Here is an 18,567-nt window from a genome sequence, read left to right as displayed (position 1 = left end):
ACGTGCTGCGTGCGGGAGTACGTGCTGCGTGCGGGAGTACGTGCTGCTTGCGCTCGGTGGTCGGGTGTGCCGATGCGCCACGCGGACCGCCGCGGACAGTGGTCCGGGCAGGTGGCGAGGGGCCGAGCGGACGACGTCGTCGGCGCGGAGTCGCGGTCGGGGCAGCGGAAGCGGGAGCGGGAGCGGGCGGCAAAAGCGGTGCCGGCCCGCGGGTGGAACTCGGTCCTGGTACGGACGGACGGGCGGGAGGGCCGTCATCCGTACGCCCGATCCGGGCCTTGCCGGCGGGGTACGCGGGATTCTGCCGGGCAAAGCCGGGTCTCGCGGCGTCGGGAAACTAAAGGGAAAGGTCGGCGGCCTTTTCCGCACGCGCTCTCATAAAGAAAACGCACGGATCGGAGGCGCCCACCATTCATCCCTCTGATGGATGGGAAAGTGAAATGAAGGTGCTTGCGGGTGGAATGCGGAGTTCAACTTCCCGAATGACCATGCCGAGAAGTCCGGACATGGTTGTCAGCTCCCATTCGTCCGACACGCGAGAGGTGTCGTGGGAGGTGGCGGTGATCGGGTGTTGCGGCTCCGTGAATGTATCGCGGAGCAGGGTCATCAGCGTTCCCGGGAATACCGGACGAGCTGAAGAGTAGACGCGATGTCGCAGAGTGCACCGGCCATCGCGGATGCGGCCTTGGTCATGCTTCCCCCCTGGAATGCTCGCGCACGCCGTCGTTCGCCGATGCGTGTGCACGGGCGGCCGGGAGGCGGGCGGTTGTGTGCGCTGCGGTGTCAAGCAGCAGCTCGCAAGGGTTCCCCCCCTCACTCAGAACGGCTCGACTCGTTCTAAGGTAGGGCTGCCGCTCGTGATCGTCAAGAGAAACCCAGCAGGCGGGCTTGCTTCTGTCCGAGGGGCCGAGAATCCCGCCGGCAGCCGAAACTTTTCGCCCCGGCGACCCCTTGTCACCACCTCCCCTCCGGGTCCCATACTCCTGGGTGTTCCGCACCCTTACGCCCGAGGAGAACGATGCGACGCCAGATGAGTACCGAAGTGGACATCTTCGTGAATTCCTCGCGGACAGCGGTGTACGAGGCCGTTGCCGACGTGCGTTCCATGGGGAAGTACAGCCCCGAGTGCAGGCTGGTCCTCGGCCCGCGCGGACGCGCCGAGACCGGCCGGAATTTCGTCGGAATCAACCGCAAGGGGCCGTTCATCTGGTTCACTTGGTGCCGCGTCACATGCGCCGAGGCTCCCGAACGATTCACGTTCGATGTGAGCACTTTCGGCCTCCCGGTGGCCCGCTGGAGCTACCGGTTCACGCCCGAGGACGGCGGAGTCCGGGTCACGGAGTCCTGGACGGACCTCCGCACGGGCCGCGGTGCCCGTGTCACCGAGCTGCTCGGCCTCCTCTTCACCGGAACGCCCGCGCGGCGCCGCGCCGACCTCAACCGCGCCGGCATGCGCACCACCCTCCTACGGCTCAAGCGCGCCGTGGAGCGATGACCTCCCAGAAAGGCGACAGCCATGACGACGGCCCAGGCCCCGGCCCCGGTCTCCTTCGCCCCCCTCCAAGCGGCGGTGCGCGAGGCGGGTCTGCTCAAACCCCGCACCGGCTACTACACCGTCAAGTTCCTGACCAACACCGCGCTGGTGGTGGGGGCTTGGGCTCTCTTCTGGCGGCTCGGCGACTCCTGGTGGCAGCTGGCCACCGCCGTTCTACTCGCCTTCGCGTACGGGCAGACCGCCTACCTGGGGCACGACGTGGGCCACGGCCAGGTCACCCGCAGCCGGCGGGCGATGACCGTGCTCGGCCTCACCCACGGCAACCTCCTGCTGGGCTTCAGCTACGGCTGGTGGATGAACCACCACACCCGCCACCACAACCACCCCAACCACCTGGACCACGACCCGGACATCCTGCGCCGCCTCGTGGCCTTCGCGCCCCGGCAGGCCGAGGGCGTCTCCGCGCTGCGCGCCTTCGTGATCCGCCACCAGGCGCCGCTGTTCTTCCCGTTGCTGAACCTGGAGGGCATCGGCCTGCGCGTCGGATCGGTGATCGCCATCCGGCGCGGCGTCGTCCGCAACCCGCGCACCGAGACGTTCCTGCTCGCGGTCCACGCCGTGGTCTACGCGGTGGTGGTCTTCTCCCTGCTCGGCCCGCTCCTCGCGGTGGCGTTCATCGCCGTGCACCAGGGTCTGTTCGGGGTGTACCTCGGCTGCGTCTTCGCCCCGAACCACAAGGGGATGCCGGTACGGGACGGCGAGGCGGAACCCGACTGGCTGAGCCGCCAGGTCCTCACCTCGCGCAACATCCGCGGCTCACTGCTCCACGACTTCTTCTACGGCGGGCTCAACTACCAGATCGAGCACCACGTCTTCCCGACGATGCCGCGCGCGAACCTGCGCAAGTGCCGGCCGCTGACCATGGCGTACTGCGCCCAGCAGGGGCTGCCGTACTACGAGGTCTCGGCGACCCGCTCGTACATCGAGGTCCTGGCACACCTGCGCGGGGTCACCGAGCAGGTGCGGCGGAACGCTTCGCGGCCCGCGTGACCCCGTCCATCAGCATGTCGACGAGGTCGCGGGTGTAGGTGTCGGCCACGTCGCCCCGGCGGACGAGGACACGCATCCACAGGGCGCCGGCCATGGCGTCCACGATCGGCGCCGGATCGGCGTCGGGCGGCAGATCGCCGCGCGCCACCGCGCGTTCGAAGGCCGGCTGGTGCCGTCCGAAGCGGTCGTCGAGGAACGAGATCACCAGCTCGCGCATCGCCTGATGGCGCACCGCGCCGACCAGCGCCGCCTCCACCACGGTCCGCCGGGGCTCGTCGTCCAGCAGATCCTGCAACCGCTCGGCGAGGTCGGTCAGATCGCCGCGGAGACTGCCGGTGTCGGCGATCTCGAACCGCAGCACGGGGGAATGCAGCAGGGCGTCGCGCAGCAGCTCCGACTTCGACGCCCACCACCGGTAGATGGTCGTCTTGTTCACTCCGGAGCGCTGGGCCACCCCCTCGATGGTCAGGGAGTCGTAGCCCAGGCTGCCCAGCATGTCCAGCGTGGCCTCGAAGATCTCGGCCTTGCGCCGCGGGCCGCCGCTGCCGCCTTCTTGCTTCCGTGTCACGGGATACCACCTTTGTTCAGGGGAGATTCAGCCTAGTCCAACGCAACGTAGCGTTGCATTTACGCGCCGAACCTCCTAGATTTGCAACGCAACGTTGCGTTTACTTCGGCACCTTCGGCACCTTCCCGTGCCCACGGACCTTCCATGCCCACGGAACCTTCCGTGCCCTCGGTGCCGTCGGAACCTCTCCGTGGCGCCACCATCGCACCGACCAGGGGGATCTACATGCGTGCTGAGCGACCCGGCGCCCGGAGACCGGGGCTGGCACCCGCCGCCGGCCGGCCGGGCATCTGGACCGCCGGACCGGACACGGGCATCCCCCTGGTCCTCGTGCACGGCATCCGGGTCTCCGCCCGCATGTGGGACCCGCACGCCCGCCGGCTGACCCCGCGCTTCCGGGTCACGGCCCCCGACCTCCCGGGCCACGGTACCCAGCGCGACCGGCCCTTCTCCTTGGCGGAGGCGGTCGCCAGGGTCGAACTCGCCGTGGAGGAGGCGGCGCTGGCCACCGGCCGCCCGCCCCTGGTGGTGGGCGCCTCCCTCGGCGGATACGTCGCCCTCGCCTACGGCGCCGCCCACCCGGGCCGCGCCGCCGCGCTCCTGGTGCAGGGGTCGACCGCCCGGCCCGACCGCTTCGTCGGCCGGATCTACCGCACCGCCGCACGGGCGATCCGGGCACTCGGCCCGGCTCGCGCCGCCCGCCTGAACGAACGGGCGCTCAAGAAGGCTCTGCCCGCCGAGAGTTACGAGGCCGTCATGGCCGGCGGCCTCTCGATGCACGCCTTCGCCGAGGCCGTCGAAGACCTCACGCGCCACGACTTCCTCGACGTGGCGGCCCGCACCCGGCTGCCCGTCCTGTTCGTCAACGGCCGCGGCGACCGGCTCTTCCGCTCCCAGGAAAGGAAGTTCGTCGACGCCGTCCGCTCCACCGGCGGATACGCGAGGCTGTTCCACGTCCCCGGCTCGCACGACATGTCGATCAGCGACCCGACCGCGTTCACCCGCATCGTGGAACGCGGCTACGCGCTCCTGTCGGACGCCCGGCCCGACGTCTTCTCCCCGCCACGGGAGACGCCGTGACCGCCTGGATCCAGGAATGGACCCCGCCCCGCCCCGAGGGCACGGCCACCGTCCGCGTGCTGTGCCTGCCCTACGCCGGCGGGGGCGCCACCCGCTACCGGACCTGGGCCACCGCGATGCCGCCCGGCGCCGAACTCCACGCGGTCGAACTCCCCGGCCACGGACGGCGGTTGCCCGAATCCCCCGCCGCCGGCCTCACCGGGATCCTCGACGCCCTGACCCCGCTCGCGGCACAACCCGGCCCCCCGCTCGTCCTGTTCGGACACAGCATGGGCGCCCTGCTCGCCCACGAACTGTGCCGCTCCCTGCTCGCGTACGACGTCACTCCCGCGGCGCTCGTGCTCAGCGGCATGTCCCCCGCGCACCTCGTCGACCGCTCCGTCCAACGGGCCCTCGCCGAGGACCCGGACGCCCTTCTCCACCACGTACGGGAACTGGGCGCGACCCCGCCGGAAGTCCTGGACGCGCCCGCGCTGCGCGCACTCGTCCTGCGCACCATGCGCGCCGACCTCCGTCTCCTCGCGTCCTTCCCGGACCCCTCCCCCGCCGACCCCCTGCCGGCCGGCGTTCCCGTCACCGCGCTGAGCGGGCAGGACGACGGGCGCTATCCCCCGCACGCCGTCGCCGCCTGGGCGGCGTTCGCCGCACGCTGGGAAGGAATGCGCACCCTGCCCGGCGGCCACTTCTTCCCCTGGCAGGACGACACCGTCCCCCGCCTCGTCGCCTCCCTCGCCCACACCGCCGCAGCAGCGACCACGGCCCGGCCCGCGGCACGCCCCGCCGTGCCCGCGTCGCGCCTCGCCGTGAAGGAGACCTCATGACCACCGCTCGCGCCGACCGGGCGCAGGCACAGTTCACGTCCCTCGACCCGGTGAACGCGGAGCCTGTGGCGACCTTCCCCGCCGAGGACGAGGCAGCCGTACGGGCCAAGGTCGCCCGCGCCCGCGAGGCCGCCGCCTGGTGGGACGGGCTCGGCCACGACGGCCGCCGCACCCGGCTGCTGACCTGGAAGCGGATCATGACCCGCCGCCGCGCGGAGATCATCGACCTGCTCCGCAGGGAGAACGGCAAGGTACGGGCCGACGCCGTCATCGAGCTCTCCGTCACCCTCACCCACGTCGACTGGGCGGCCCGGCACGCCCACCGGGTGCTGCGCCGCAGGTCGATGCCGTCCGGACCGCTCATGTTCAACCAGGCCAGCACCCTCGAGTACAAGCCGTACGGGGTGATCGGCGTCATCGGGCCCTGGAACTACCCGGTGTTCACCCCCATGGGCTCCGTCGCCTACGCCCTGGCCGCCGGCAACGCCGTCGTCTTCAAGCCCAGCGAGTACACCCCGGCCTGCGGGAAGTGGCTCGTCGACACCTTCGCCGAGGCCGTTCCCGAACACCCGGTCCTCCAGCTCGTCACCGGGGCAGGCCCCACCGGCGCCGCGCTGTGCGACTCCGGGGTGGACAAGATCGCCTTCACCGGATCCCGGGCCACCGGCTCCCGCATCCTCGCCGCCTGCGCCCCGAGGCTCACCCCGGTGCTCCTCGAACTCGGCGGGAAGGACGCCCTCGTCGTCGCCGAGGACGCCGATGTCGACGCCGCCGTCGAGGCCGCCCTGTGGGGCGGCTGCGCCAACGCGGGCCAGTCCTGCACCGGCATCGAACGCGTCTACGTCGCCGACGCCGTCCACGAACGCTTCGAGACCCGGCTGACCGAACGGGCCGGGCAGATCCGCGCCCGCGAGGACTTCGGCCCCATCACCATGCCGGGGCAGCTCGACATCATCCGCCGGCACGTCGACGACGCCCTCGCCCGAGGCGGCCGCGCCCTCGTCGGCGGCCCCGAGTCCATCAGCCCGCCGTACGTACTCGGCCCCATCGTCCTCGCCGACGTCCCGGAGGACTCCGCCGCCCTGCGCGAGGAGACCTTCGGCCCCGTCCTGATCGTCAACCGGGTCCGCGACGCCCGGGAAGGCGTACGCCGCGCCAACGCCTCGGAGTTCGGGCTCGGCGCGTCCCTCTTCGCCCGCCGCGGCGCCACCGCCCTGGCCCGCTCCCTCCGCTCCGGGATGGTCAGCGTCAACGACGTGATGGCCTTCCCCGGAGTGCCGTCGCTGCCGTTCGGCGGAGTCGGCGCCTCGGGCCACGGCCGCATCCACGGAGCCGACGGACTCAAGGAGTTCGCCGTGGCGCACGCCGTGACCCGCCGCCGGTTCGCCGCGCCGCTCGCCGTCTCGACGTACGCCCGGGGCGCCAAGGACATCGCCCGCCTGGAACGCGTGGTCCGGTTCCTCGGATCGCGCTGACCCGCGGGGCTGACCCCCAGGCCAGACCACAGAACCAGCCAGGCAGAAGGCAGAAGAGAGAAGCATGTCCAACAGAGCCACCAGGCGGCTGTCCCTCGGAGTACGGCTGCACGGAGGAGAGGAACGGGTCCCGGGGCTGCCACTGCTGCCCGCGCCACCCGACCCGCACGGCTATCCGTTCCACGAGTTCCTGGTGATGGAGCTGGAACGGGGACGGCTGGACGCCCTGCTCGTCCCGCGGCTGCTCGCCGCGCCGCCCGGCCCGGGGGACATCGCACCCGGACCCGTGTTCGAGGCCGCCACCCTGCTCGCGGGCTTCGCTGGCGCCGCCGACGGGATCGGCCTCGTCGCGACGGCCCCCGCGCTCGGCGGCCACGCCGGAGCGATCGCCCACCGGCTCGCCTCCCTCGACGTGCTGTCCTCGGGCCGGAGCGGCTGGCAGCCGGAGCTGTACGGGGCCGGGGCTGACGACGAGGCCGGGAGCAGTGACGACGAACCGCGCCGCGCCCGCGCGGCCGAACTCCTCGCCGAGATCGAGCGCCTCTGGAGCGCCGGGAACCAGGGCGCGCCCGACGCGCCGCCGCCGCTCCCGCAGGGCCGCCCCGTCCTCTTCCTCGCCGCCGGCACCCCCGCCGAACGCGCCCTGGCCGCCCGCCACGCCGATGTGGTCCTGGCCGCCCGGCGCCCCCTGGAGCAGGCCCGGTCCTGGTACGCGGAGACCAAGACGCGGGCCGCGACCCACGGCCGGCTCCCCGAGGACCTGCTGATCTGGACGGAACTCACCCCCCTCGTGGTGAGCGACGCCCACCAGGCCGCCGCACTGCGCACCGACGACGTCCTCGCCGGCACCCCCGCGCAGATCGCCGACCACATGGAGCAGTGGTTCGAACAGCGGGCCTGCGACGGCTTCACCCTCTCCTTCCCCTCCCTCCCGGGCCCGCTGGTCGACTTCGTCGACCACGTGATCCCCGAGCTGTGGCGGCGCGGCCTGTTCCCCAACGACTACGAGCACCCGACGCTGCGCGAGAACCTCGGCCTGCGTCCCCACGCCATCCCCACGGGAGCCACCCATGTCTGAGCCGAGGACGCCCCGCGGCCCCCTGCTCTTCGCCGCCCTGCCCGCCGTACGCCCCCGCCGCGACTGCGTGCCGTGGCCGCGTCTCCTCGTGGAAGCGGCCCGCACCGCGGAGCGGGCCGGAATCGACGCGCTCGTCGTCGAGTCCCGCGCCGCGCTCTCCGAACCGGCCCTCGAACCCGTCGTCGTGCTCGCGGGCCTCGCCCCGCGCACCTACCGCATCGGGCTCGTCGCGGAGCTTCCCGCCACCCGGCCCCTGCCGGAGGGAACCGCCCGGGAACTGGCGTCCCTCGACGCCATGAGCGAGGGCCGGGCGGGCTGTCTCCTCCGGGAAGGCTCCGCCGGCCCGTCCTGGCACGGACCGTCCTGGCGCGGCCCGCGCCCGGTCGTCCTGACCTCCTCGGCCGCCGGTCACACCGTCACCGGCCCCGGGCTGTCGCTCGACGTCCTCACCCCGGCCCCCGGCACCCCGGCCCCCGGCGAAACGGTCACCGACCAGGTCGCGGCCGCGCTCGCCCGTACCCGCGCCCATACCCGTAGCGACGGACTGTTCCTCCGCTTCCCCGACGGACCCGAGGCACTCCTCCGCTTCTCCGTCGAGAGCCTTCCCCTCCTGCGGGAACGCGGGCTGCTGCCCGCCGCGCGACTCAGCCCCCTCGGGCTGCGCGAACGGCTGACCGTCGCGGCCTGAACTGGCCCCGCCCCACTCCCCTCCCGAACACCGAAAGGCGGCCCCCGTGCGGGCAACGACCCTGTGGAGACAACCCCGTGCCTGGATGGCGGTGATCGTCGGCGGCCTGCTGGCGTCGCTGATCACCCTGGCCTACATCGGCCCGGCGGCCGATCCGCAGGCGCACCTGCGCGACCTCCCCCTCGTCCTCGTCAACGCGGACGAAGGCGCCGGTGCGGGCGCGGGTGCGGGCACGGGCGCGGGCGCGGGCGCGGGCACGGGCGCGGGCGCGGGCGCGGGCGGCTCCACCGTCCGGCTCGGCACCGACCTCGCCGCCCGCATCCAGGCGGCCGCGCGGGAGGACGGCCGGATCGCCTGGACGCTCGTCGACTCGCTGCCCGCCGCCCGCGGACTGCTCGAACGCGGCGAGGCGTCCGGCGCACTCGTCATCCCGCCGGACTTCACCCGGAAGTCGCTGTCGCTCGCCACCCCCGGCGCCCGCCCCGAGCGGCCCACGATGACGGTCCTCACCAACGAGGGCGCCGGAAGCGTGGCCTCCTCGATGGCGGAGAAGGCCGCCCGCCAGACCGCCGGCCAGGCGTCCGAGGCACTGGGCGCGCAACTCATCGCCCGCGCCGGCGCCACCCGGCTCGGCGCCGACCGTCTCCTCCTGCTCCAGGACCCGGTCCGTACGGCGACCAAGCCCGGGCTGCCGACGTCCGGTGCCACGGCCGGCGGCGCGATGACGCTGTATCTGACGATCGCCCTGCTGCTGGCCGGACTGCTGCCCGCGGTCCTCCTCACCATGACGGTCGACGCCTCCCTCGGGTACTCCCCGCTGGAGATGGGCCCGCGCCGCAGTGTGCGGCCCGTCGTCCGGATCGCCCGTACGTCGACGTTCGTGGCGAAGGCGGGCATCGGCGCGGTGACCGGTTTCGCGGCCGGCAGCGCGGTGATCGCCGTCGCCCTGTGGGGCCTGGACGTCGAGCCCGACCGGCCCGCGCAGCTGTGGCTGTTCGCCGGTCTGAGCTGCGCGGCGGTCACCCTGCTGACGCTGGCGCTGTTCGCGGTCTTCGGCATGGCGGGCCAGATCGTCGCCCTGCTGATGGTGACCCTGGTCGGCATCCCGCTCTCCGGCGGAACGATCCCCGTCCAGGCCCAGCCGGGCTTCGCGGCGGCGGTGGGCGACTTCCTCCCGGCCCGGCACGTCGCGGAGGGCGTCCGCTCCCTGCTCTTCTTCGACGGACTCGGCCCGAACCTCTCGCGGGCGTGGCTGGTCATGGGCGCCTACGCGGTCGTGGCGTTCCTCGTCGGTCTCGTGGTCGCCCGGCTCTACGACCACCGCGGCTTCGACCGCGCGACGGCCGCGGAACTCGCCCGCCACCCCCAGCCGGCGGTGACCGTCACCGCCTGACCCGTGCCGCCGGGCCGTCACCCCCGCCGCCCGGCGGCACCCCCCGGCCGGCTTGAGGTCTCCTCCCCCGTGGCCTCAAGCCGGCCCTGCGGCCCCACCCCCGACATGTCAACCATCGGTTGACGCCTCTCGGCTGTCAACCTAGGGTTGCACTCATGACGAATCCACTCGGCATGAGCCGCCCCGTGCGCCTGGACGACCTGATCGACGCGATCAAGAAGACGCACCCGGGCGACGCCCTGGACCAGCTGTCCGACGCCGTCATCGCGGCCGACCACCTCGGCGAGATCGCCGACCACCTCATCGGGCACTTCGTCGACCAGGCCCGCCGCGCCGGGGCGTCCTGGAGCGACATCGGCAAGAGCATGGGCGTCACCCGGCAGGCCGTCCAGAAGCGGTTCGTCCCCAAGGACGACACGGCCGGCGACGCGGCGAAGATGGATCCGAACGCCGGGTTCAGCCGCTTCACGCCCCGCGCCCGCAACGTCGTGATGGCCGCCCAGAACGAGGCCACCGCCGCCCGCAACGACAAGATGACCCCCGCCCACCTCGCGCTCGGCCTGCTCGCCGAGCCGGAGGGGCTCGCGCTCCACTGGGCCGGCTCCCAGGGCGTCACCCCGGAACGGATCCGCGAGGCGGTCACCCCGCACCTCCCGGCCGCCGCCGAGGAGGTGCCCGCGCTCATCCCCTACGACGCGGACGCCAAGAAGGTCCTGGAACTCACCTTCCGCGAGGCCCTGCGCCTCGGCCACAACTACGTCGGCACCGAGCACCTCCTGCTCGCGCTGATGGAGTTCGAGGACGGCAAGGGTCCGCTCGCGGACCTCGGCCTCGACAAGGCGCGGGCCGAGCAGCAGATCGCCGAGGCCGTCGCCGACCTCCTGACCGAGGAACCGCCGGCGGAGTCCTGACCGACCGTACGACCCGGCGGGCCGGGGACGGGTACGTGTGCGGGGGCGGTACGGGTACGGGCGCGCGCCTCGTACCCGTACCGCTCACGCCCCCTGGTTCACGCCGTGCGCGCCCGGCGCGCGACGACCGCGCGCAGCACCCGGCCACCCTCGGCGGACAGTTCGCGCGCCCGGCGCAGACCGGTCGGTCCGTGCGCCGCCGACTCCAGGACGGCCTGCTGGCGCCGGAGTTCACCCGCGCGGAGCAGGCCGATGCCCGGCTTCGCGTCGTAGTGCTCGTGTACGGCGAGCGCGGCGCCCGAGCATTCCCCGGCCCACGTCCGCAGCGGGCCCTCGGCCCAGTCGGCGGGCGCCCCGGCCAGCATCCCGTGCACCAGCGCGCCGGCCGTCCCAGCCGTACCGTCACCCAGTTCGGCCCGCACCTTGGCGAGGGCCGTCCCCCAGGCCGCGCCGTCCCCGCGCGCGACGGCGGCCCATACCGGCCGCAGCACCTCGGTGGCCCGGTCGGCGGACGCGAGCAGCGGCAGACACCGGTCCAGACAGGCGAGCCCGGCGGCGGCGAGCCCGCGCGCGTCGGCCCGGCCGATCAGTTCCGGCAGACCCGCGGCCGCGGCCGTACCCATGCTCGTGCTCGTGCTCGTCGCCGTGCTCGTGACCGTGCTCGTCGCGGACGTCATCGACGCCTCCTCGCCACCGATGCGGACGCAGCGTTCCCCACGACGCCTGATGGCGTGTTTTCGTCGCTACGCGGCCGGAATCATGCCATTGGCCTTCGCGTTCTGCATAGAGGTCACCCGACGCACGAAGAGAATCGCGAAAACGGCGGCGCCGATCTCGAGTCCGGTGCCCGCGAGGGACCACCACGTCGCCGTCAGCGCTTCGTCGACCGTCTCCGCCCGGTCCTCCAGCCGACCGGAGAGCCGGGCCACGAGGTTGCCCGCGACCCACAGCCCCCACCAGACGTTGACGACCGTCAGTTCACCGGAGCGGTCGGCGGCGTACGGATCCGGACGGCTGGAACGCCAGATGTCGCCGGCGATCCCGCGCGGGATCCAGAACCAGACGAACGGCACGAACCAGCCGCCGATCGCCCAGCCGGCGCCCCGGCTCTGCAGATCCGGGGCCCACACCCCGGCGTTCTGCCGCGCCCGGTGGAACCAGACGATGAACACGACGATGGTCGCCAGGTACAGCAGGATGGCCAGGCCGTAGACCGGAAGCATCAGGCCGATCTCGGCGGCCGCCTCGGACGGACCGTCGGGGGCCCCGGCCACCGTGTAGTCGAGGCTCAGGGTGTAGAGGTCGATCGTGGCGAGCGGAAAGTCCACGGCGATGTTCGCCGCGAGCAGGACGACGAGCGCACGGGCAAGCCCGTTCGGATCGCGAAGCATGAGCATGGAAACGGATCCCCCCAGGGATTCACGGCGCCCCTCCCCAGAAGCGCCGGCGCGGCCGTCCGGCCGCCGCAGATGACGGAACGTACGCCAAACGGACCATTTCCGTCTACATATATCCGCCAGACGGCCGCCCGCCCCGCCCGCCCCGCCGGCCCGGCCGCCCCCGCCCGTACCTCCGGCGCTACCGCACCCGCGCCGCCAGCCCCGTGAACTCCTGCCAGCTCGCCGTCGGCTTCCGCGCGTCCCACAGCTTCTGCGCCGTCGCCGTCACCGGCATCCGGATCCCGTCCGCCACCTGGGCCTCGGTCTGCGAGCCGGCCAGGTCGCACCAGACGGCGAAGCTGCCGCCGAGGATCTGCGGGTCGTAGCGGGCCGGGACCGGGGTGGTGCCGCGCAGGACGAGCGGGGTCCACTCCTCGTAGATCCGGCGGCCGGTGGGGTAGACAAAGGTGTTCGGCTGACCGAGTACGTAATAGAGGTACTCGTCGTTGTAGTTGAGCATCGTCCGGCCCTCGCTCAGATACGACGTCGGAGTCCGGGCGCCGATCTCCTTGCCGGTCCAGTACGCGACCTGGAGGTCCTTGTCCGCCGCGACGACGCCCCCGGTGAAGAAGCCGTCGTTCCAGGCGCGCAGGGCGCGGCCGGACGGGCGGACGGTGGCCGCGCGGTCGTTGAGCCAGCCGGTGGTGAGGTCCTTGACCCGGGCGCCGGCGCCGAAGCGGGCGACCGCGGCGCGGGCCAGCTGCGGATAGGTGGCCTCGGGGTTGCTCACCATCAGGGCCACGTACTCGTCGCCGCCCAGATGCCAGTACGAGCCGGGGAACAGCCCCATGTACTCGCGCAGCAGCTCGTCGACGATCTTCGCCGAGGCGGGCTTGGAGATGTCCACGGCCCCGCGCGGCGCCTTGCCGCCCGCGCTGACCAGCTGGAGGTCGGGGTGGGCCGCGATGACCGCGCCGAGGTGTCCGGGCGAGTCGATCTCGGGGACGACCTGGATGTGCAGGCTGTTCGCCAGGGCGACGATCCGCCGTACCTCCGCCTTGCTCAGGTGCTGGGCGGAGACGATCTCGGGGTGGCTGTCCGAGGCGATCCGGAAGCCCTGGTCGTCGGAGAAGTGCAGACCCAGCTGGTTGAGCTTGAGGTCGGCCATCTCGCGCAGCCGGGCCTCGATCCAGCCGGCGCTGAAGTACTTGCGGGCGATGTCGACCATCAGTCCGCGCTGGGGCTTGGCGGGCGCGTCGGTGACCGTGCCCTCGGGTATCGCGCCGGTGGACCTGACGGACTGTTTGAGAGTTCGGGTGCCGTAGAAGACACCGGCCTCGCCGGGTCCGGTGATCCGGACGCCACCGCCCGAGACGGCCAGGGTGTACGACTCGGCGCCGCCGGAGCCGCCGAGCGCGAGGCTGACGTCACCGGGGCGGGCGGCGGCGGTGCCCCGGTACGGGATGGCCAGTTCGCCCGCTATCAGCCGGGCCTCGTCGGCCAGGGCCGCCTCGTCCTTGGCGGCGACGACCACACCGGTGCCGGGGCCGGGTTTCCAGCCGGGGCCGCGGGCGGCCTCGTGGCGGCCGACGGCGGGGATGACCTGGGGCGCCGTGGACAGCGGATACGTCCGGGTCGGGGTCGGCGTGGGGGTCGGGCTCGGGCTCGGGTTCGCCGGGGCCGTCGCGGTGGGCGCCCCGGTCGCGGGGGCCGCACCGGTGCCGGTGGGCGGCGGCCCGGCGGAGGAGCCGTTGGAACAGGCGGTCAGGGTGGCCAGTGCCACCGCCGCCGCCATCAGTACGGGGCCCCGACGGGGCTCTCGTATGGAGTACCGCATCACCCGGAATCCTCCCTCACGGCGCGAAACCGCATCTTCTCGGCCTTTCGGTCTACCGAGGCGGCGAAACCCACTCGTCTTGATGAAATTCGCGCATCCGTCGGACGCCTCCCCCGTCCCGCCGATAGCGTGACGTCACACCCACACCTCGGCCACCACCCTTTTCACTTCCTTCGCACCATCCCCCCTTCTCGCGCTTCCCGCATGTCCCGCACGCCACGCACCTCGCACGCCCGTCCCGCGCTCCCGCGCGTACGGGCCCGCACCTCGTCCACGCGTCACCGGCCCACCTCGTCGCCCGCACTCGTACCCGCGCCACGCGCGCGTACCCGTGAACCCGCGCCCGCCCCGCCCTCTTCCCGCCGCCACGCGCGCGGGGACGCGCCCACGGGGCCGCGCCCACGAAAAGGCAGGGCCGCGGGTCCGCCGTACGGGTGGGACCGTGAGGGACGTGACCGCACCCGCCCGGGTGCCACGCCCCAGCCGCCCTCGCTCCCGGAGTCCCCCTGACCAGCCACACCCCCGCCCGCACCGCAGGCCACACCGCCGGATCCTCCGGCCCTTCCGGCCCCTCCGGCCCCTCCGGCTCCGCCACCCTCTCCGCCCCCTGCCGGATCCTGGGGCCCGCCGCCGTGTCCGCCGTGTCCGCCGAGCCCGGCGCCGGGCGGCATCTGCGCGGCCTCGCCCGCTTCAACGCGGCCCCGCCCACCGCCGCCACGACCCTGCTGTTCGGCTGCTGCGGCAGTCACCGCTGGGCTGAACGAGTGAGCGCGCACCGCCCGTACCCGACCGTCGACTCCCTCCTCGCCGCCGCTGACGAGGCCGGATACGACCTGTCGGGCCCCGAGCTGGACGCGGCCCTCGCCCACGAGACCGCCACCCCGGCGCCCCCGGACGCGCCGCCCGCGGCCCGCACCGCGCTGGACGCCGGCCTCGCCGCGTACCAGGGCCGGTTCGGCCACGCCTTCGTGATCAGCCTGGACACAGTGGCCCCGGCCGAACGGCTGGACCGGATCCTGGCGGCCATCCGGTCACGTCTCGGCAACGAAAAGGAGGAGGAACGGGTCGTCGCCGCCGATGAACTGCGGCGACTCGCCCGCGCTCGGATCAAGTGTTCGATTTATGCGGGCCCTGTTCGCCCGGAATGTGGCGAATAGGGGTGTGACGATAGGCCGAACGTGCCTGTTTGATCACACCTATGGACCCCGCGCGAGCGAACCGACAAGTCGTCGCTACGATGACCGGGGCCGGTGGACCGTACCCGGCCGGGCCAGACCGACAGAAAGCCGGCCGGCCCCGATCCCCGCTCCCGGAGGGTTTTTCCGTGCCGGCTGGAACGCTGTACCGCGGCCGGGAAGGAATGTGGTCCTGGGTGGCTCATCGAGTCACCGGCGTCCTCATCTTCTTCTTCCTGTTCGTCCACGTGCTGGACACCGCTCTCGTCCGCGTCTCTCCCGAGGCCTACGACAACGTCGTGGCGACCTACAAGACGCCGATCGTCGCACTCCTCGAGTACGGCCTTGTCGCCGCCATCCTTTTCCACGCGCTCAACGGCCTTCGCGTCATCGCCGTGGACTTCTGGTCCAAGGGCCCGCGCTACCAGAAGCAGATGCTCTGGACCGTCGTGGGCATCTGGGTCGTGCTGATGGCGGGCTCGCTGTACCCCGTCCTCGGCCACGCCGCACGTGAACTGTTCGGGAGCTGACGCCAGACATGTCCACTGAGACCTCCACCGCGATCGGCCCCGTCGAGGGCGGCGTGCGTTACGACGTCGACAACCCGGCGCCGTTCATCGAGGCCCCCCGCAAGCGCACGGGCAAGACCCCGCGTGCCACCCGCGGCAACTTCGAGATGGCCGCGTGGCTCTTCATGCGCCTCTCCGGCGTGGTCCTCGTCGTCCTCGTCCTCGGCCACCTGCTGATCCAGCTCTTCCTGGACGGCGGCGTCTCCAAGATCGGCTTCGCCTTCGTGGCCGGCCGCTGGGCGTCCCCGTTCTGGCAGGTCTGGGACCTGCTGATGCTGTGGCTGGCGATGCTGCACGGCGCCAACGGCCTCCGTACCGTCGTCAACGACTACGCGGAGCGTGCCAACACGCGTCTGTGGCTCAAGGGCCTGCTGTACACCGCCACGGTGTTCACCATCCTTCTGGGCACGCTGGTGATCTTCACCTTCGACCCGAACATCCGCTAGGCACGGGGCTGAGGTAATCCACGTCATGAAGTTCCACAAGTACGACACCGTCATCGTCGGCGCCGGCGGCGCCGGCATGCGCGCCGCCATCGAGGCGACGAAGCGCAGCCGCACCGCCGTGCTGACGAAGCTCTACCCCACCCGCTCCCACACGGGCGCCGCGCAGGGCGGCATGGCCGCCGCGCTGGCGAACGTGGAGGAGGACAACTGGGAGTGGCACACCTTCGACACGATCAAGGGTGGTGACTACCTGGTCGACCAGGACGCCGCCGAGATCCTCGCGAAGGAGGCCATCGACGCCGTTCTCGACCTCGAGAAGATGGGTCTGCCGTTCAACCGGACCCCCGCGGGCGAGATCGACCAGCGCCGCTTCGGCGGTCACTCCCGCAACCACGGCGAGGCCCCGGTCCGCCGTGCGTGCTACGCCGCCGACCGCACCGGTCACATGATCCTCCAGACGCTGTACCAGAACTGCGTCAAGGAGGGCGTGGAGTTCTTCAACGAGTTCTACGTCCTGGACCAGCTGATCACCGAGGTCGACGGCGTCCGTACGTCGGCCGGTGTCGTCGCCTACGAGCTGGCCACCGGCGAGATCCACGTCTTCCAGGCGAAGTCCGTGGTCTACGCGTCCGGCGGCACCGGCAAGTTCTTCAAGGTGACGTCCAACGCGCACACCCTGACCGGTGACGGCCAGGCCGCCTGCTACCGCCGTGGTCTGCCGCTGGAGGACATGGAGTTCTTCCAGTTCCACCCGACGGGCATCTGGCGCATGGGCATCCTGCTCACGGAGGGCGCCCGCGGTGAGGGCGGCATCCTGCGCAACAAGGACGGCGAGCGCTTCATGGAGAAGTACGCGCCGGTCATGAAGGACCTCGCGTCCCGTGACGTCGTCTCCCGCTCCATCTACACGGAGATCCGCGAGGGCCGCGGCTGCGGTCCCGAGGGCGACCACGTCTACCTGGACCTGACGCACCTCCCGCCGGAGCAGCTCGACGCCAAGCTCCCGGACATCACCGAGTTCGCCCGTACGTACCTCGGCATCGAGCCGTACACGGACCCGATCCCGATCCAGCCCACCGCGCACTACGCCATGGGCGGCATCCCGACCAACGTCGAGGGTGAGGTCCTGGCGGACAACACCACCGTCGTCCCGGGTCTGTACGCGGCCGGCGAGGTGGCCTGCGTGTCGGTGCACGGCGCCAACCGCCTCGGCACCAACTCGCTGCTCGACATCAACGTCTTCGGCCGTCGCGCGGGCATCGCCGCCGCCGAGTACTCCCACAAGGCCGACTACGTCGAGCTGCCGGAGAACCCGGAGTCCATGGTCGTCGCGCAGATCGAGAACCTGCGCAACTCCACCGGCACCGAGCGGGTCGCCGAGCTGCGCCGCGAGCTGCAGGAGACGATGGACGCCAACGTGATGGTGTTCCGTACCGAGCAGACCATCAAGGCCGCCGTCGACAAGGTCGCGGAGCTGCGCGAGCGCTACAAGAACGTGTCCATCCAGGACAAGGGCAAGCGCTTCAACACCGACCTCCTGGAGGCCATCGAGCTGGGCAACCTGCTCGAGCTGGCCGAGGTCATGGCCGTCTCGGCCCTGGCGCGCAAGGAGTCCCGCGGCGGTCACTACCGCGAGGACTACCCGAACCGCGACGACGTCAACTTCATGCGCCACACCATGGCGTACCGCGAGGTCGGCGACGACGGCGCCGAGACCGTCCGTCTCGACTACAAGCCGGTCGTCCAGACCCGCTACCAGCCGATGGAGCGTAAGTACTGATGGCTACTCCCGTACTGGACAAGGTGGAGAAGGACGCCGCCGCGTCCCCCTACATCACGGTCACCTTCCGCATCCGCCGCTTCAACCCCGAGGTGTCGGACGCGGCGGTCTGGGAGGACTTCCAGATCGACCTGGACCCGAAGGAGCGCGTGCTCGACGGTCTCCACAAGATCAAGTGGGACCTGGACGGCACGCTCACCTTCCGGCGCTCCTGCGCCCACGGCATCTGCGGCTCGGACGCGATGCGGATCAACGGCAAGAACAGGCTCGCCTGCAAGACGCTGATCAAGGACCTCAACCCCGAGAAGCCGATCACCGTCGAGCCCATCAAGGGCCTCACGGTGCTCAAGGACCTCGTGGTCGACATGGAGCCCTTCTTCCAGGCGTACCGCGACGTCATGCCGTTCCTCATCACCAAGGGCAACGAGCCGACGCGCGAGCGTCTGCAGTCCGCCGAGGACCGCGAGCGCTTCGACGACACCACCAAGTGCATCCTGTGCGCCGCGTGCACGTCGTCCTGCCCGGTCTTCTGGAACGACGGCCAGTACTTCGGTCCGGCCGCGATCGTCAACGCGCACCGCTTCATCTTCGACTCGCGTGACGAGGCGGGCGAGCAGCGCCTGGAGATCCTGAACGACAAGGACGGCGTGTGGCGCTGCCGCACGACGTTCAACTGCACGGACGCCTGCCCGCGTGGCATCGAGGTCACGAAGGCGATCCAGGAAGTCAAGCGCGCGCTGATCACGCGTCGCTTCTGATCTTTCACGCTGTTCGGCGGTTTCGCTGTTCGGCTGTTCGGCTGTTGACGGAAGGCCCCGTTTC

Annotated in this window: 18 protein-coding genes; 14 read left to right on the top strand and 4 right to left on the bottom strand. The window is 71.9% G+C overall.

Features of this window, described 5'->3' with window-relative positions; genetic code table 11:
* Nucleotides 1–1,030: 1,030 nt before the first annotated feature.
* The gene (locus tag ABZ990_RS05955) at nucleotides 1,031–1,495 is read left to right on the top strand and encodes an SRPBCC family protein (RefSeq protein ID WP_361225922.1); all 465 of its coding nucleotides are present in this window, start codon (nucleotides 1,031–1,033) and stop codon (nucleotides 1,493–1,495) included.
* A gap of 21 nt (nucleotides 1,496–1,516) precedes the next feature.
* Nucleotides 1,517–2,545: an acyl-CoA desaturase gene (locus ABZ990_RS05950; protein WP_361225919.1), complete on the top strand. Its 1,029-nt coding sequence runs from the start codon at nucleotides 1,517–1,519 to the stop codon at nucleotides 2,543–2,545.
* Here the strand turns inward: ABZ990_RS05950 and ABZ990_RS05945 are convergent.
* Entirely contained in the window at nucleotides 2,505–3,113 is a 609-nt protein-coding gene (locus tag ABZ990_RS05945) for a TetR/AcrR family transcriptional regulator (RefSeq protein ID WP_361225916.1), read from the bottom strand. The genes ABZ990_RS05950 and ABZ990_RS05945 overlap by 41 nt on opposite strands.
* 225 nt (nucleotides 3,114–3,338) lie before the next feature.
* On the opposite strand from ABZ990_RS05945, the gene ABZ990_RS05940 reads away from it, so the two are divergent.
* The 7 genes from ABZ990_RS05940 (at nucleotide 3,339) to ABZ990_RS05910 (ending at nucleotide 10,559) form a co-directional block, all read left to right on the top strand.
* Nucleotides 3,339–4,193 (top strand): alpha/beta fold hydrolase, encoded by an 855-nt coding sequence (locus ABZ990_RS05940; protein ID WP_361225913.1) that lies wholly within the window; start codon nucleotides 3,339–3,341, stop codon nucleotides 4,191–4,193.
* On the top strand, nucleotides 4,190–5,014 hold the full coding sequence (locus ABZ990_RS05935; protein WP_361225911.1) for an alpha/beta fold hydrolase: 825 nt from the start codon (nucleotides 4,190–4,192) through the stop codon (nucleotides 5,012–5,014). Before ABZ990_RS05940 ends, ABZ990_RS05935 begins: the two co-directional genes overlap by 4 nt.
* The gene (locus ABZ990_RS05930) at nucleotides 5,011–6,489 is read left to right on the top strand and encodes an aldehyde dehydrogenase family protein (protein ID WP_361225908.1); all 1,479 of its coding nucleotides are present in this window, start codon (nucleotides 5,011–5,013) and stop codon (nucleotides 6,487–6,489) included. The genes ABZ990_RS05935 and ABZ990_RS05930 overlap by 4 nt, the downstream gene beginning before the upstream one ends.
* Before the next feature lie 64 nt (nucleotides 6,490–6,553).
* The gene (locus ABZ990_RS05925) at nucleotides 6,554–7,567 is read left to right on the top strand and encodes an LLM class flavin-dependent oxidoreductase (protein WP_361225905.1); all 1,014 of its coding nucleotides are present in this window, start codon (nucleotides 6,554–6,556) and stop codon (nucleotides 7,565–7,567) included.
* On the top strand, nucleotides 7,560–8,255 hold the full coding sequence (locus tag ABZ990_RS05920) for an LLM class flavin-dependent oxidoreductase (protein ID WP_361225902.1): 696 nt from the start codon (nucleotides 7,560–7,562) through the stop codon (nucleotides 8,253–8,255). Before ABZ990_RS05925 ends, ABZ990_RS05920 begins: the two co-directional genes overlap by 8 nt.
* 46 nt (nucleotides 8,256–8,301) lie before the next feature.
* On the top strand, nucleotides 8,302–9,648 hold the full coding sequence (locus ABZ990_RS05915; protein ID WP_361225899.1) for an ABC transporter permease: 1,347 nt from the start codon (nucleotides 8,302–8,304) through the stop codon (nucleotides 9,646–9,648).
* Nucleotides 9,649–9,803: 155 nt separating this feature from the next.
* The gene (locus tag ABZ990_RS05910) at nucleotides 9,804–10,559 is read left to right on the top strand and encodes a Clp protease N-terminal domain-containing protein (protein ID WP_361225897.1); all 756 of its coding nucleotides are present in this window, start codon (nucleotides 9,804–9,806) and stop codon (nucleotides 10,557–10,559) included.
* A 98-nt stretch (nucleotides 10,560–10,657) separates the two neighbouring features.
* On the opposite strand, the gene ABZ990_RS05905 is transcribed toward ABZ990_RS05910, so the two are convergent.
* The 3 genes from ABZ990_RS05905 to ABZ990_RS05895 form a co-directional block, all read right to left on the bottom strand.
* Nucleotides 10,658–11,182 carry a hypothetical protein gene (locus tag ABZ990_RS05905; RefSeq protein ID WP_361226379.1) on the bottom strand — a complete coding sequence of 175 codons (525 nt, stop codon included), beginning with the start codon at nucleotides 11,180–11,182 and terminating at the stop codon, nucleotides 10,658–10,660.
* A gap of 120 nt (nucleotides 11,183–11,302) precedes the next feature.
* Nucleotides 11,303–11,956: a DUF4328 domain-containing protein gene (locus tag ABZ990_RS05900; RefSeq protein ID WP_361225895.1), complete on the bottom strand. Its 654-nt coding sequence runs from the start codon at nucleotides 11,954–11,956 to the stop codon at nucleotides 11,303–11,305.
* Nucleotides 11,957–12,137: 181 nt separating this feature from the next.
* Complete coding sequence (locus ABZ990_RS05895) at nucleotides 12,138–13,775, bottom strand: glycoside hydrolase family 20 protein (protein WP_361225892.1); 1,638 nt, start codon at nucleotides 13,773–13,775, stop codon at nucleotides 12,138–12,140.
* 632 nt (nucleotides 13,776–14,407) lie between these two features.
* Here ABZ990_RS05895 and ABZ990_RS05890 point away from each other — a divergent pair.
* The 5 genes from ABZ990_RS05890 (at nucleotide 14,408) to ABZ990_RS05870 (ending at nucleotide 18,503) form a co-directional block, all read left to right on the top strand.
* Nucleotides 14,408–14,932, top strand: a complete 525-nt coding sequence (locus tag ABZ990_RS05890; protein ID WP_361225889.1) for a 2-oxo-4-hydroxy-4-carboxy-5-ureidoimidazoline decarboxylase — start codon at nucleotides 14,408–14,410, stop codon at nucleotides 14,930–14,932.
* 167 nt (nucleotides 14,933–15,099) lie between these two features.
* A complete protein-coding gene (gene sdhC, locus ABZ990_RS05885; protein WP_361225886.1) occupies nucleotides 15,100–15,480 on the top strand; it encodes a succinate dehydrogenase, cytochrome b556 subunit in 381 nt (126 codons plus the stop codon).
* A gap of 8 nt (nucleotides 15,481–15,488) precedes the next feature.
* The gene (locus ABZ990_RS05880) at nucleotides 15,489–15,965 is read left to right on the top strand and encodes a succinate dehydrogenase hydrophobic membrane anchor subunit (RefSeq protein ID WP_361225883.1); all 477 of its coding nucleotides are present in this window, start codon (nucleotides 15,489–15,491) and stop codon (nucleotides 15,963–15,965) included.
* A gap of 25 nt (nucleotides 15,966–15,990) precedes the next feature.
* On the top strand, nucleotides 15,991–17,745 hold the full coding sequence (gene sdhA / locus ABZ990_RS05875) for a succinate dehydrogenase flavoprotein subunit (protein ID WP_361225880.1): 1,755 nt from the start codon (nucleotides 15,991–15,993) through the stop codon (nucleotides 17,743–17,745).
* Nucleotides 17,745–18,503, top strand: coding sequence for a succinate dehydrogenase iron-sulfur subunit (locus tag ABZ990_RS05870; protein ID WP_361225877.1), 759 nt, complete (start codon nucleotides 17,745–17,747; stop codon nucleotides 18,501–18,503). Before sdhA ends, ABZ990_RS05870 begins: the two co-directional genes overlap by 1 nt.
* Nucleotides 18,504–18,567 lie beyond the last annotated feature (64 nt).

Source organism: Streptomyces sp. NPDC046203, assembly GCF_040646255.1.
In the GTDB taxonomy this organism is placed as follows: Bacteria; Actinomycetota; Actinomycetes; order Streptomycetales; family Streptomycetaceae; genus Streptomyces.
Note: the sequence above shows the minus strand (reverse complement) of the source record. Positions and strands in the feature narration are given on the sequence as shown.